The 12,364-nt window shown below is 39.5% G+C and carries 12 protein-coding genes; 2 read left to right on the top strand and 10 right to left on the bottom strand.

Features of this window, described 5'->3' with window-relative positions:
• Positions 1-23: 23 nt before the first annotated feature.
• The 7 genes from PaeCFBP13512_RS15125 to PaeCFBP13512_RS15095 all read right to left on the bottom strand — a co-directional run bounded on the left by PaeCFBP13512_RS15125 (position 24) and on the right by PaeCFBP13512_RS15095 (position 6,701).
• On the bottom strand, positions 24-776 hold the full coding sequence (locus tag PaeCFBP13512_RS15125; RefSeq protein WP_137224161.1) for an amino acid ABC transporter ATP-binding protein: 753 nt from the start codon (positions 774-776) through the stop codon (positions 24-26).
• A 1-nt stretch (position 777) separates the two neighbouring features.
• Positions 778-1,488 carry an amino acid ABC transporter permease gene (locus tag PaeCFBP13512_RS15120; protein ID WP_069328240.1) on the bottom strand — a complete coding sequence of 237 codons (711 nt, stop codon included), beginning with the start codon at positions 1,486-1,488 and terminating at the stop codon, positions 778-780.
• Entirely contained in the window at positions 1,485-2,255 is a 771-nt protein-coding gene (locus PaeCFBP13512_RS15115; RefSeq protein WP_137224159.1) for an amino acid ABC transporter permease, read from the bottom strand. Before PaeCFBP13512_RS15115 ends, PaeCFBP13512_RS15120 begins: the two co-directional genes overlap by 4 nt.
• Before the next feature lie 35 nt (positions 2,256-2,290).
• The gene (locus PaeCFBP13512_RS15110; protein ID WP_441343333.1) at positions 2,291-3,181 is read right to left on the bottom strand and encodes a transporter substrate-binding domain-containing protein; all 891 of its coding nucleotides are present in this window, start codon (positions 3,179-3,181) and stop codon (positions 2,291-2,293) included.
• A 629-nt stretch (positions 3,182-3,810) separates the two neighbouring features.
• The gene (locus PaeCFBP13512_RS15105; protein ID WP_069328237.1) at positions 3,811-4,734 is read right to left on the bottom strand and encodes a LysR family transcriptional regulator; all 924 of its coding nucleotides are present in this window, start codon (positions 4,732-4,734) and stop codon (positions 3,811-3,813) included.
• A gap of 220 nt (positions 4,735-4,954) precedes the next feature.
• The gene (locus tag PaeCFBP13512_RS15100) at positions 4,955-6,286 is read right to left on the bottom strand and encodes an LLM class flavin-dependent oxidoreductase (protein WP_069328236.1); all 1,332 of its coding nucleotides are present in this window, start codon (positions 6,284-6,286) and stop codon (positions 4,955-4,957) included.
• Between the two features lie 100 nt (positions 6,287-6,386).
• Positions 6,387-6,701, bottom strand: coding sequence for a glutaredoxin family protein (locus tag PaeCFBP13512_RS15095; protein ID WP_069328235.1), 315 nt, complete (start codon positions 6,699-6,701; stop codon positions 6,387-6,389).
• 413 nt (positions 6,702-7,114) lie between these two features.
• Between PaeCFBP13512_RS15095 and PaeCFBP13512_RS15090 the strand changes: the two genes are divergently transcribed.
• Together PaeCFBP13512_RS15090 and PaeCFBP13512_RS15085 are read left to right on the top strand one after the other, a co-directional pair.
• Entirely contained in the window at positions 7,115-8,293 is a 1,179-nt protein-coding gene (locus PaeCFBP13512_RS15090; RefSeq protein ID WP_137224157.1) for a sensor histidine kinase, read from the top strand.
• Positions 8,294-8,315: 22 nt separating this feature from the next.
• The gene (locus tag PaeCFBP13512_RS15085; protein WP_069328233.1) at positions 8,316-8,996 is read left to right on the top strand and encodes a response regulator transcription factor; all 681 of its coding nucleotides are present in this window, start codon (positions 8,316-8,318) and stop codon (positions 8,994-8,996) included.
• A 140-nt stretch (positions 8,997-9,136) separates the two neighbouring features.
• Here PaeCFBP13512_RS15085 and PaeCFBP13512_RS15080 read toward each other — a convergent pair whose 3' ends face one another.
• The 3 genes from PaeCFBP13512_RS15080 to PaeCFBP13512_RS15070 all read right to left on the bottom strand — a co-directional run bounded on the left by PaeCFBP13512_RS15080 (position 9,137) and on the right by PaeCFBP13512_RS15070 (position 12,198).
• Positions 9,137-9,946 carry a carbohydrate ABC transporter permease gene (locus PaeCFBP13512_RS15080; RefSeq protein ID WP_069328232.1) on the bottom strand — a complete coding sequence of 270 codons (810 nt, stop codon included), beginning with the start codon at positions 9,944-9,946 and terminating at the stop codon, positions 9,137-9,139.
• A 40-nt stretch (positions 9,947-9,986) separates the two neighbouring features.
• Positions 9,987-10,859: a carbohydrate ABC transporter permease gene (locus tag PaeCFBP13512_RS15075; RefSeq protein WP_069328231.1), complete on the bottom strand. Its 873-nt coding sequence runs from the start codon at positions 10,857-10,859 to the stop codon at positions 9,987-9,989.
• Positions 10,860-10,944: 85 nt separating this feature from the next.
• The gene (locus PaeCFBP13512_RS15070; protein ID WP_241669397.1) at positions 10,945-12,198 is read right to left on the bottom strand and encodes an ABC transporter substrate-binding protein; all 1,254 of its coding nucleotides are present in this window, start codon (positions 12,196-12,198) and stop codon (positions 10,945-10,947) included.
• Positions 12,199-12,364: the final 166 nt, after the last annotated feature.

Raw genomic sequence — 12,364 nt, 5'->3', positions numbered from 1 at the left:
TAACTAATCTATTCTGCTCTTTTCTAAATTGAATACGTGGCTTGTGGTGTTATACGACTTAGGAATTGACGGGTACGCTCTTCTTTGGGACGCTGGAAAATCTCTTCCGGCGTTCCTTCTTCAACCACTAACCCACCATCCATAAACACCACATGGTTAGCAACATCTCTTGCAAAATCCATTTCATGGGTCACAACGATCATGGTGATGCCTTCTTTCGCTATTTTGCGAATAACACTCAGTACTTCACCGACCAGTTCAGGATCAAGCGCTGAAGTGGGCTCATCGAACAAGATCACTTCCGGATTCAAAGCTAAAGCACGTGCAATGCCTACACGTTGTTGCTGACCCCCGGATAGCTGTACAGGATAATGATCTAATTTGTTGCCAAGCCCTACTTTTTCCAGTACTTGTACGCTGATTGCACGTGCTTTGTCTTTTGGCATTTTACGAACAATCGTTAATCCTTCCATAACGTTTTCAAGTGCTGTTTTGTGCTTAAATAGATTATATTGTTGAAAAACCATTGCTGTTTGCTGACGCAACGCATGGATTTCTTTTTTGGTTGGATGCTTGGTATGCACTTTGAGGTCGCCGATTGTAATCTGCCCTGCATCTGGCTTTTCCAAATAATTGATGCAACGTAATAATGTCGTTTTACCGGAACCACTCGGCCCCAAAATAACAACGACTTCTCCTTTTTTAACTTGTAAATCAATACTTTGTAACACTTCCTGTTTACCAAATGATTTGGATATCTGCTCCAGTTGAATCATATTACATGACACCTCCACGATGATAAGCGTTGAGACGTTTTTCTAACCAACCACTGCCTCGTTCGATCAATAAAGTTAATCCCCAAAATAAAACAGCTGCTGCAATATACGCTTCAAAGTATTTCCAGTTATTCGCTGCAACCACCAACGCTTGTGCATTAATTTCGACCACAGAGATTGTATACGCCAGTGTGGAACCATGTAACATCCCAATCACTGAATTAGACAAATTCGGTAGGCTGACGGCTAATGCTTGTGGTAACACGATTCGGCGCAAAGCTTGCGGTGTCGTCATTCCAATCGAATGAGCCGCTTCGATCTGTCCTCGATCCACAGCAACAATGCCTGCTCTCACCACTTCAGACATATACGCTCCTGCGGTTATTGAAAAAGCGATAAACACAAATCCAATCAATGGAATCGATGCCGAAGTAAATGACCATTCCCACTTAGCCGCTAGACTATCGATCAGAATCGGTAAGCCAAAATAAATGATCAACAAATGCATCAACATCGGTGTACCGCGTATAAAAGTCACGTAAGCGGTAGAAAGTTGAGACAATCCAGGTATTCGATAAATACGACATAATGCCACCACCGTTCCTATGAATAGACCACAGATGACAGAAACAAACGTAATCATCAGTGTGGTTGGTAATGCTTTGAATAGACTTAGAAATGCTGTCCACATAAATGACGGATCAAGTGTCATCCACTTCGACCTCCTTTGCTAAGTACAGATACAGGACGAGTCAGCCATTTGCGCCGGATTACAGCAGAAGTCTGTTTTGCGCCTGCTTCATGACGATGTAGACGACGTTCTAACCAGAGGAATCCTTGTTCCAAGATCATACTGATCACAAAGTAGATTAAAGATAATGCGATATACGTCTCTACAAAATGTTGTGTGGCTGTTCCTAGTGTCTGCGATCTGCCTGTCATCTCCATAACGCCTAACGTAAAAGCAAGTGAAGTGTCTTTTAGATTACCAATCACTAGATTACCGAATAACGGAATACTAATTGCTAATGCTTGAGGCAAAATAATACGTGTAAATGTCTGATATCCGCTCATGCCTATCGATTGGGCGGCTTCAATCTGTCCTCGATCGACTGCACTGACAGAAGCTCTGATCATTTCAGAGACAAAAGCTCCGCTGTTCAGTGCATATGCTAAAATCACAAAATACAATACAGCTACTCTCGAAATATCAATATTGATCCATTGCAGAATCGTGGGTAGTCCATAATAAATCAGAAATAATTGGATCAGAATCGGTGTGCCGCGAAAAAAAGAAACATAGACTTGAGACACACGCTTGAGCACCGGTACATTGTATAACCGGGGTAAAGCAACCAACATTCCAATAATAAGACCTAGTAGAATCGAGCTGCCTACAATGAGCAGTGTAATGTTGAGGTAAGCCAATAACTTGGGAATAAAATCAAATACATACGTCATATCGAATCTTCTGCTCATGTATGATTTGCTCCTTTCTACTAGCTATTCATCGTTTATTTTGCAACTTTAGCTTCTTCAAGTGTTTGGGTGAAGTCATCGCCTAACCATTGCTCGCTTAATTTTTTTAATGTTCCATCTGCTTTAATTTCAGTGATCGCTTTATCAATCTCGTCAGAAAGAGGTTGTTCATCTTTGCGGAAAACAAAAAATACATTGGATTGATTTAAAGGTTCGCCTACTGTTTTGAGTGCCACATTTCCATCAGCATCGGTATTAAAACGATTCGCAAAATCAGTCGTAATCGTTGCATCGACACGTCCCGATACAATTTGCTGTACCGTATCGTTTGCCGCACCACTCGTATAAACAACATCTATACCGTTGTTATGTGTCTTGTTGTATTCATTAAGTAGGTAAGCTGCATTACTTGTAGCCCCTGTGAGCACTTTTTTACCCACCAGATCATCCAATCCTTTAATCGTATTATTGTCTTTAGCCACAGTTACACGGTTAAGGAAAATGCTATATGGTACTTTGTTAAATAGATATTTTTGTTCACGTTCAGGATTGGTCTCCATCTGGTGAGTGACAAAATCAATTTTGTTCGTTTCTAAGCTTAATAACAGATTTGAGAATTCCATCGTTTTAAATTCAAATTCTACATCGGGCAAGCGCTTGTCGATCTCACGTACCAATTCAACGTCATAACCAGTCAGCTTTCCATTCTCATCAATAAAGCAGACATTGGGGAATCCTGTACCTGTACCGACGATGATCTTCTTCACACCGCCTGTAGAAGCTGTTGCGTTATTACTATCTGATGCAGAAGATGTTCCTCCTGCGGAACCTCCACTGGATTCACTAACGGATGCGCATCCTGATAGCACCAGCATCAATATAGCTACCCATAATGTTAGTACAGTTACTCCTGTTTTTCTTCTCATATTTCTCTTCCCCCTAATTCATATCAACTTAATCGGATTTAGCATGTGATAAATCTATCATCGTCCTCCCGTAGCGTCAATGACTTGAACAATAGGAAAGTTCTATCGGTGTATTGAACAAATCAATAGGTGGAGGGGGAAAAATTGTAGAGGTAAAGTGGTTCAATAGAGTTACAGACGCTATGAGGGTAGATTCTTCTTGTCGTCGCTGGTAAAAGAATATCCCTTGAATTTACCGCTTTGCGGTGGGGATATTCTTTTAAAGGCGAGCGCTTCGCTCTTTCAGAATGAATCTTCCCTCTTCGCTTGTGCTTGGTGGGATGATGGTGATCAATAACCACACATAGGTGGTGCATTTTTTCCCTTGTGGGGAGGGTAGCAGTAAGAATTAGAGATGATGTTAGTTTGAAAGATTGGGTTTACTATTAGAAAATGATTCGGTTGAGTACTGGTTTAGATGTTTGATTTTTTGGTGGTATCTTTGTATTGATTTCTTCTATAGGTTACTGATTTGCTATGAAATATGGGCTTGGATTGGTGTGGTTTGTGATTACTTTTGGTGTACTGTATTTGTTATTGATTTTCAGAAAGATGGCTTTTGGCTTTTATCTCTTCTTCTACTTTATTTGTTAGATAGTTGAGTGAAGCAGAGAATGGTCAGGTTGTTGGCTACGGAAGTAGTCGTTTTCGTGTAGTAATTCGGCTAGTGTTGTGGCGAATGTAGATGGTTGTTCTTTTAGTGTGATTAAGCTGGTTTGTAGAGAGATACCTGTGACTTCTGGAATATAGATTGGTACTAGATCGCCACGCATCACTTCTTCATGGACACTCAGTCCGGGTAAGAAGGCTATGCCTGCTTTTTGGAGTACTAATTTCTTGGCGGTTTCTGAATGATCGACGTGAAAAGCGATATCCGGTGGGAATTCGAGCGTTTCAAATACACGGTGAATTCGAAGCCAGTCTAATGATCCGCATTCGAAGAAAATCAAAGGTTGTTCTTGTAATGATGCTATAGTAGCACGTCCTTTTTGCACAAAAGGATGATCTTTATAGACGTATAATGAAATCGGATCTTCATAAAAAGAAACGGTGCGAATCGCAGGATGCATGACTTTGCGTACAAATCCGATATCGATTTCTTTGTTCATTAATTTATGCAGTAGTTGATCGGTTGTCGAGGTGATCAACTTGAAATTGGTTTGTGGATATTTTTGTTTGAGTTTGGGAAGCAGTTCAGGGATGACGTAATTAGAGACTGCTACTGTACAACCAATCGTCAGCTCCTGTGGTGTTGCTTTGGCTGTCTGGATACGTTGTTTACCTTTTTGGATCACTTGCAATACTTGTTGGGCATAAGGTAGAAATCTTCTGCCTTCTTCTGTCAGCAGAATCTGTCTACCCAGACGTTCGAATAATTTGCAGCCAAGTTCTCTTTCTAATGTCTGGATACGTGCGGATACAGACGGTTGAGAAAGGAATAATACTTCTGCTGCTTTGTTAAAACTTCCATAATGGTTGATATAGACAAATGCCTCTATATTTTCAATATTCATCATTCCATCCCCTTTCTTACTTTTCCCATTAACTAACTTGGTTTTATGTATCATATTCCCTGTTTTGACACTTGTCAACGGGATAGCAAGCGATTTGAAATAACCCGCAACCCCTTATGACCACTGTGATCAGGAGTAACGGGCACTTCTTGGACTTATAATCATTTTGGGAAAATCGTTGACCTTTTTATTTCAGTTCATCTATTAATCAAAATACGATTTAGACATTAACCGTTTTCGTCTGATATCGATTCTGTGGAATAGGCACGCCTAGATTTTCACGCAAGGTCTCATATTCATAATCTTGACGATAAATACCTTTGGCTTGCAGAATCGGCACAACCAAATCTACAAAATCATGTAGACCACTTGGCAAATCGGAGTGAATAATAAATCCATCTGATCCTTTGCGTTCAAACCATTCTTCGATCTGATTAGCCACTTGTTCCGGTGTACCGATAAAGTTCCCACGCGGTGTCGCTGCTTGTAATGCTACTTCACGTAAAGTCAGCCCACGCTCACGTGCATCTTTTTTAATCTTGTCTGTTCCACTGCGGAAGCTATTACTACCAATATCATTTAACTCTGGAAAAGGTTCATCTAACGGATATTGAGAAAAGTCATGATGGTCAAAAAAGCGTCCTAGAAAATCAAGAGCTTTATCAATCGTTACCAGATCGGCGATCTCCCGATATTTCTGCTCTGCTTCTGCTTCCGTTCTGCCAATAATCGGTGAGATACCTGGCAAAATCAGTAACTCTTCTTCATTTCGCCCATATTGAATAGCACGCTTTTTCACATCTTCATAGAATGCTTGTGCATCCGCTAGTGTCTCCTGACCGGTAAAGATCGCATCTGCTGATTGTGCAGCTAAGTTTTTGCCATCTTCCGAAGAACCTGCTTGGAAAATAACAGGTTGTCCTTGACGAGATCGTCCGATATTAAGCGGCCCTTGTACTGAAAAATATTCACCTTGATGATTAAGAGTATGTAGCTTCTCAGGATCGAAAAATACACCAGACTCTTTATCCCGTACAAAAGCATCTTCTTCCCATGAATCCCATAGTCCTTTGGTCACTTCCAGATATTCTGCCGCAATCTTGTATCGTTCTGGATGAGAAGGATGATCGCCACGACTATAATTGCGTGCTGATCCTTCCAGTGGCGATGTCACTACATTCCAGCCAGCACGTCCCCCACTAATATGATCAATTGAAGACAATTGACGGGCTACCGTAAAAGGCTCGCTATAACTGGTCGAGATCGTTCCTACTAATCCAATATGGGAAGTAACTGCCGCCAAAGCAGATAATATCGTTACCGGTTCAAAGCGATTCAAGAAATGAGGCAATGACTTTTCATTGATAAACAATCCATCTGCAATAAAGACCAGATCGAACTTTCCTTCTTCTGCTTTGAGCGTCTGCCGTTTGTAAAAGTCAAAGCTTACACTCGCATCGCTCTGTACCTCTGGATGACGCCATGTAGACATACTGCCACCAATCCCGTGTACAATCGCTCCAAATTTCAGTTGTCGCTTATTTTCACTCATTCTTGTTCGCCCCTTTTACTCTATTATTTTAAAATCATAACCAGATGGATTATCTATACTTAGCTTGAATCTATTTCGTATATCTATTAAAATCTGATCGTTAAGCAATCTCTACGGAAGAATGGGCTGCTTCTGCTTCTTCTGCTAACAAGCGAGCCAGCCCTTCTAGATCTGTTTCTAAAAAAGCTGTATAGGTTCCATTGCGACCAACCTCGACCACAGGCACATGACGAATACCATATTTAGCTTCTAATACATCCCGTAGACCATCGTTGTCTGCTACATCGAGATTGATATAATGATGATGATTTAGTTCCAAATAATTTTTGATCTCACCACAGAAATGACACCCTGTTTTACTCCACAAAATAATATGTTGACCTGGATTCGCGGTTGTTTCAATCGTTAATGACATATCTGTATCCTCCTCTAATATAGGTTGTACATCAAATAAGCATGAAGTTGAATCACATTTCATACCTTATAATTCCGACCCATTAAGTTGGTTAAGATGATATAAAGTCTAGCACCCTCTTGTCTATAGCGTCAATTGGTTACTATATCAATACATTCTATACATATATCCAAAATTTCTATCACTCTACTCTATTGTTGAATATCGACGGTTTCACCTCCACCTAGCGATTGATTTTTCACTTTTCAAAACCCATCCTGATGATGAAGAAAAAAGGGTTGTGTTACGATATAGTTGAATATACTGCATAGGCATAATAACAGTTAGCAAGATCGTGTTATATTTAAATCTAACTCGTTTCAATAGAAATGATAAAATAAAGATACGTATTAGATTTGAAAGGAAGTATCCTGTTGCAAAAATCACAAGATTTCTCCAAATATTTATTTTTATTTCGATTGTTACTCTCTATGATTATTATTTATAATCTTACTATTTATTATATGGATCATTCTTTTCTAGTCTGGTTGATCTTTTTTATAACGATGTGTTTTTATGTAGCTATGCTCTGGTCTAATTTTAGACTTACGATTATGCATATTGTCATCTTTACCGTATTTTTATTTTCAATGATCTGGCTTTCTGCTTATATATCCAAAGAACCTCAAGATTATAACTCCGTGCTCTGGGCATGGTTTGTTATTCTAAGCTTTATCTCCAGTCGTGAACAAAAAGTCGCTACAGTGGTTCTGATTATTGTCGGCTTGGTGATGTTGAATTCTGGCTTGGATAATGGTTATCCGTACAGTCTAATTATCGTATTAGCAAGTATTTATTTTGGGATTCATAGTCTTAGCCGTTATATTAGAGTATTAAAAATCAACAGTGAACAACTAACAGAATTAGAACAAGTTCATCTGGAATTACAACGAACCTATAAAGAGTTACAAGACAGCACCGTACAATCGATACGGTATGCAGCATTGACTGAACGTACACGGATTGCCGGAGAAATTCATGATGGATTAGGGCATCATTTCACGTCTCTTATTGTACAAATGCAAGCGCTGAAATGGATGATCAAACAAGATCCTGATCGTGCTGAATCAACAGTCGATCAATTGCTAGATGTCTCCAGACAAGGTCTGGCTGAAGTACGCAGTGTGGTCAAAGATTGGTCTGTTCATGAAGGTGGTGTAGAAGGTCTGCAAGAATTAGCATCTCAGATTACTCATCGTGCTGGATTAGAACTACATTTTGATAGTCAGGGTACTTTTAGCATCTGGGGCGAAGTGATTGATAGTGTACTTTATCGTGTATTGCAAGAATCGTTAACCAATATTATTCGTCATGCAGAAGCAAGTACTGTAGATGTTACCATTACTGAAACTGCTCAACATGTTCAGCTATCCATCGCAGACGATGGTAAATATCGAAGAGAACATCCTTTACAGTATGGATTCGGTATTCAAAATATGATTCGTCGTTGTGAAACGATTCATGGAAATTGTACATTTGCTGCTCGCCCGCAAGGTGGTCTTTGGATCAAAGTGACATTGCCACTATCCAATACATCTCTACCCAAAAATTAAATGAATCAAGGAGAATCTCTATATGAGTTCAACAGAGCCTATACGTATTATGCTAGCAGATGATCAAGCTCTTATCCGTCAGGGGATTCGTTATGTACTTGATCTACAAACAGATATGCAAGTTGTCACCGAAGCAGCTACCGGCCAAGAAGCGATCGATTTGGCTTTGCGTTATCGTCCACATCTGATTCTTATGGATATACAAATGCCCGAGTTATCAGGTATAGACGCAACCCGTCATATTCTTTCAGTGCACCCGGAGATTAAAATTATTTTACTAACAACATTTGATGTTCAAGATTATGTAATCGACGGTATACGTGCAGGAGCTTCAGGCTATTTGCTCAAAGATATTGATATGAATGAAATGATTGTAGGTATTCGCTCCATTCTAGCAGGTGGCGCAATCTATAACAGTACAACTGCGGGTGGAGCTCTAATTCAATTGCTTGGTGAAAATGAATCGGCTTATCCACCTAATTCTTCCTATATCCCTGCGCCTGTACTGGAACCATTAACTGATCGTGAGTTAGAAGTGTTGCAAGCGATGGCATATGGTCGACGTAATTTTGAAATTGCCGAAGACTTATATGTATCTGAAAGTACAATCAAAACGCATGTCCATAATATTATCCAAAAGCTAGGTGTCAAAGACCGTACACAAGCCGTAGTCACTGCTATTCGTCAACAATTAGTAAAATAGTATATGTACGGTTGCTTCCCGTATAGTAGTCCAAGTATTCGTTTAGTAGAATATATCCCAAAAAGCCAGTTCACCTTGAGTATTGAACTCTTGGCAAACTGGCTTTTTAGTTATACTTCCTATGCGTACTACATGCTAAATTACCCTTTAACAGAACCTGCTGTCATTCCTGTAACGAAGAATCGTTGTAAGAAAATAAACAATATCACCATAGGAACTGCGGTGATGACCACTCCGGTTAACAGCAATGTGTAATCTGTAACATATTCACCACGGAACTGCATTAGAGCTAGTGGTAATGTTAATTTGTCGGTACTGTTAATCAATAACATTGGTATCAACAGATCATTCCAGACCATAACGAACAAGAACGCTGCTGTTGCTGCAAGTGAAGGACCCGATAAAGGCAAGATTAAGCGCCAATAAATTTTCCATTCGCTTGCACCGTCTATACTGCCAGCTTCCATCATTTCTTTACTCAACATTTCCATAAATCCGGTTAATGTAAATACAGTCAAAGGTAATAACCCTGCTGCGGTCACTAGAATCAATGCTCCCAGATTATCAGACCAGCCCAGTTGTCGTACTAATGAATACAAAGGCAACATACTTACTTGTGAAGGGATAATCAATCCAGCCACAAAATAAACAAAAGTATATCTTCCCATACGTCCACCCAAACGAATAATCGCATAAGCGATCAGACTACCTAGAAATAGATCTAGCGCAACTGTACTCAGTGTGACACGGGCACTATTCCAGAAATATTGCCACATCGGTTGAGCATCAAAAATGGATACAAAGTTTTGAATCGTCCACGGATTCGGCCAGCTTAACGGATTAGCAAAAAACGCCTGACTGGTTTTGAACGAAGAAGTCATTACAAAATATAGGGGTGCCGCTACAAGAAGAGCATACAGCACCATAATTATACGTCCGATCCATTTCATCACAGATCACCATCCTGCTGCTTGTCTATTCGGTGTTCTATCATCCGTTAGCACCGCCTCTACGAAGAGCTTTGAATTGTGCCATCGTCAATAAACCTAGAAGAACAAGGAATATCATTGAGCCTGCGGAAGCGAGACCGAATGAATAGTTAGAGAAGGCAAGATGATAAATATACGTCGTCAGAATTTCTGTCGCATAGTTCGGTCCACCATCTGTCATGACAAAGATCAAATCAAACGCTTTGAATGATTGAATCGTTGTGTAAGATACAACAATGGTTGCAGATGGTGCTAGTAATGGCCATGTGACTTTGCGGAAAATCTGAAAACGTGTGGCTCCATCAATACGTGCTGCTTCCATCAACTCTTCCGGAATCGCATGCAGACCGGCAATAAAGACGATCATCATCTGTCCAGCATGTGCCCAGATTTGTACAAAAGCAATCGCATAGAGCGCAATATTGGCGTCTCCTGTCCAGCTAGCTGTAAATTGCTCCAGTCCACCACTTGTTAATGCCGTATTCAATAATCCTAAAGAAGGATCATAAATAAACGACCAGATTAAACCTACAGATACCGAAGATAAGATCGCTGGAAAAAAGTACAATGCACGTAGAAATACACGGGTACGCGTATTTTTAGCCAAAATAAGTGCAAGAATTAACGATACGATCGTCTGAATAATAACAACCGTCAACATAAACTTTACATTATTAAAAAATGCTTTACGGAATACAATGCTATCGAAGCTATCTTTGTAATTCGATATACCTACAAAATCATACGAAGTCGAGACTCCATCCCAATTAGTAAATGAATAAAATAAGCCAGATAGAGCCGGGTAAATAAATAGCCCTGTATACAATAACAGTCCGGGTAGCATAAAGAACCAAAGTGTTTTGCGATTCATCATAAGTCCTATTACCTTGCCCTTCAGCGCTTTAATATGAACAAGCGCGTTTTATTTCTCCCTTATACGTTCATTATATGTTCATCATTTATTTAATTTGTTGATCAATAATCGCTTGTGCATCCTGTGCTGCTTGTTCAGGTGTCGCTCCGCCCAGTACAGCTTGAATTGAATTCGTCACTGCTTTTTGATTTTCTGAATTTAAAATCGTAAAACGAGGTTGGAATAATGTTTTCTTATCTGCCCAATCGCCTGCAATGTTCAATTCTGGACTATCATATTTGATATCTTTTAAGGTTACATTTTGTCCGGTTTCATTCGCATACTGACTTGCTACATCCGGTTGGCTCAAAAATTCAAGGAATTTCTTCGCTTCTGTTGAATGTTTAGAACGGCTATTAACACCTAACATGAATGTACTGGTGTGTACACCTTCATATTTGGCTTGATCTGCCGATACAGTAATAGGTGCTAATAATGCTTGTTTGAGCTCTGGATTTTGTTTCGCATTTTGAGCTAATTGATAAGAACCACTAGCTAACATAGCTGCTTTACCTTGAATAAATAAAGCTCCTGCTGCTGCATCTTTTGTACCGAGTGAGTTCTCTTGGAAGTAACCATTATCATTTAACTCTTTAAATTGAGTTAGCGTTTTGACCCAGAATTCATCTGTTAACTTAGCTTGTCCAGCTTCCACTTTGGTGAAAATATCTTCGCTAGGTTCATTATTCATAACCATTGTATTCATAAATTGCCCTGGTCCAATATCTGCTCCAGCAAAAGCAATCGGAATAATTCCATTTTGTTTGAGTGTTGCACATAATTTAAGGAATCCATCCCAATCGGTTGGAGGCGTCAAATTATATTTTTTGAAAATTTCAGTATTATAAATAGGTTGGTTGTAGACCAGTTGGTAAGGAACCGCCCATTGTTTTCCATCTTTAGCGCCAACATCAATAAGGTCAGCGTTATAATTTTTCAAAAACGATTCGTTGGTTAAATCTGTATATAGACCTGCTTTGGACAGAGCTGCATATTGTGCACCCGGGAAAGAGGCAAATACATCGCCGACTGAACCATCTGTTAATTTAGCTTGAGCTGTGGATTGATATTGATCTGAAGTTAAAGTCTGCATATCTACTTTGATATTTGGATTTTTAGTTTCAAATTGATCAATAATTTTCTGGAAAGCTTGTGTATCTTCCCCACGCCAATGTAAAAAGCTAATCGTTACTTTACCATCTGCTGAGCTGTCAGAGCTATTTCCGCAGGCAGATAGAAACACTGTAAGTAGTAAAGTAAGTGCCAAGACAAGAGAAGATTTCATTTTCATGTTTTTCATTATACGTCCTCCATCTGCTGTTTAGAATCTATTGGTACATCAATGAAAATGATCAATCTTATGAAAACCCATCATTTTAGTAGGAATACCATGATTTAGATCATAGCAATTTGATTGTAAACGAACAATGTCATTTTGTCTTGTATTATTTTGTCATTATGTAGTA

The organism is Paenibacillus sp. CFBP13512, from assembly GCF_005233705.1.
Taxonomy (GTDB): Bacteria; Bacillota; Bacilli; order Paenibacillales; family Paenibacillaceae; genus Saccharibacillus; species Saccharibacillus nuruki.
The sequence above is the reverse complement of the archived record's forward strand: the minus strand, read 5'-3'. Positions and strand labels throughout refer to the sequence as shown.

Coding starts and splice junctions, on each gene's coding strand:
- PaeCFBP13512_RS15125 (WP_137224161.1), bottom strand. CDS start 776: ATGATTCAACTGGAGCAGATATCCAAATCATTTGGTAAACAGGAAGTG.
- PaeCFBP13512_RS15120 (WP_069328240.1), bottom strand. CDS start 1,488: ATGACACTTGATCCGTCATTTATGTGGACAGCATTTCTAAGTCTATTC.
- PaeCFBP13512_RS15115 (WP_137224159.1), bottom strand. CDS start 2,255: ATGAGCAGAAGATTCGATATGACGTATGTATTTGATTTTATTCCCAAG.
- PaeCFBP13512_RS15110 (WP_441343333.1), bottom strand. CDS start 3,181: ATGAGAAGAAAAACAGGAGTAACTGTACTAACATTATGGGTAGCTATA.
- PaeCFBP13512_RS15105 (WP_069328237.1), bottom strand. CDS start 4,734: ATGAATATTGAAAATATAGAGGCATTTGTCTATATCAACCATTATGGA.
- PaeCFBP13512_RS15100 (WP_069328236.1), bottom strand. CDS start 6,286: ATGAGTGAAAATAAGCGACAACTGAAATTTGGAGCGATTGTACACGGG.
- PaeCFBP13512_RS15095 (WP_069328235.1), bottom strand. CDS start 6,701: ATGTCATTAACGATTGAAACAACCGCGAATCCAGGTCAACATATTATT.
- PaeCFBP13512_RS15085 (WP_069328233.1), top strand. CDS start 8,316: ATGAGTTCAACAGAGCCTATACGTATTATGCTAGCAGATGATCAAGCT.
- PaeCFBP13512_RS15080 (WP_069328232.1), bottom strand. CDS start 9,946: ATGAAATGGATCGGACGTATAATTATGGTGCTGTATGCTCTTCTTGTA.
- PaeCFBP13512_RS15075 (WP_069328231.1), bottom strand. CDS start 10,859: ATGATGAATCGCAAAACACTTTGGTTCTTTATGCTACCCGGACTGTTA.
- PaeCFBP13512_RS15070 (WP_241669397.1), bottom strand. CDS start 12,198: ATGAAAAACATGAAAATGAAATCTTCTCTTGTCTTGGCACTTACTTTA.